This window comes from Acidilobus sp. (assembly GCF_049973875.1).
Classification (GTDB): Archaea; Thermoproteota; Thermoprotei_A; order Sulfolobales; family Acidilobaceae; genus Acidilobus.
Window position 1 is genome coordinate 1 of the sequence record NZ_JBMFJI010000089.1, and the last position, 891, is coordinate 891.

Genomic DNA, 891 nt, shown 5'->3' on the forward strand with positions numbered 1-891 from the left:
GTACAAGTCCCTTCCTCCGAAGACCGGCTCCACGTGAACCTCGTAGCCGGGCATGGCCCTCCTCAGCAGGTGCCCCAGTGCAGGAGGCGTGAAGCTGTAGACGTGCGTCTCGTCCTTCCAGTCTGCGTCGTTCACCACTGCGTTGGGTACGTAGACGTGTAGCTCCCCTGCCCCTGCCTCCGCTATAGCCCTCAGGACGTCGAAGGGGCAGTCCGTGTGCTCTATGCTGTGCACTGCAATCACCACGTCTCCGGGCCTCACGCTCTCCCTTATCTTTTCAACGAGCTCCCTTAGCGACGTATAGTACACCTTTTTCCCGTCCCTCTTGGGCCAGAGGGCGTCGTAGTCCTTCAGGTCTCTCTCCTTTGCAGTGTCCTTAGAGTAGATAAGGCAGACGTCGCCACGGCACGCAAGCTCGCTGGCCCCCACGTCAATAATCACGTGCGTCGCCTCCCGGGCTACCCTGCGTCCCGGTAACGCTTTTAAACTTTGATTCTCTAACACTCCCCTGGTGGTTGCGGTGGACGGACAGGTAACGGCCCGCACGGCAGTCATATCCGCAAGGGTGAGCCCTGAGGCTAAGTACACGCTCCTACGCTACGCAAGCGAGCACAACATTCACGTGTACACTATTATCGAGAGGGTCGCAAGGTGCTTAAACGACAACCCGAAGGCAAGCCTTGAGGAGTGCCTTTCTACCAAATAACTCTCAGAAATTCATGAAAGTTTTTTAACCTCCCACGCACTTCTACTAAGTGAGCGTGAGAGGTGAGGGATGTGAGCGGGAAGGGAAAACCGGCCATACCTAAGCCCGGCCAGGCCAAGCTCACGGATGCGGCCGTGCCGGGCCAGGAGGTCGTGAACACAGACAAGCTGATAGGGTCGGTAGAC

General features: G+C 57.7%; 2 protein-coding genes. One reads left to right on the forward strand and one right to left on the reverse strand.

The window, feature by feature from the left end; genetic code table 11:
- On the reverse strand, positions 1 to 441 hold a 441-nt coding region (locus ACP5H1_RS08485), incomplete at its 3' end, for a hypothetical protein (protein WP_427974088.1).
- Between the two features lie 79 nt (positions 442 to 520).
- Between ACP5H1_RS08485 and ACP5H1_RS08490 the strand changes: the two genes are divergently transcribed.
- On the forward strand, positions 521 to 706 hold the full coding sequence (locus ACP5H1_RS08490) for a hypothetical protein (protein ID WP_427974091.1): 186 nt from the start codon (positions 521 to 523) through the stop codon (positions 704 to 706).
- Positions 707 to 891: the final 185 nt, after the last annotated feature.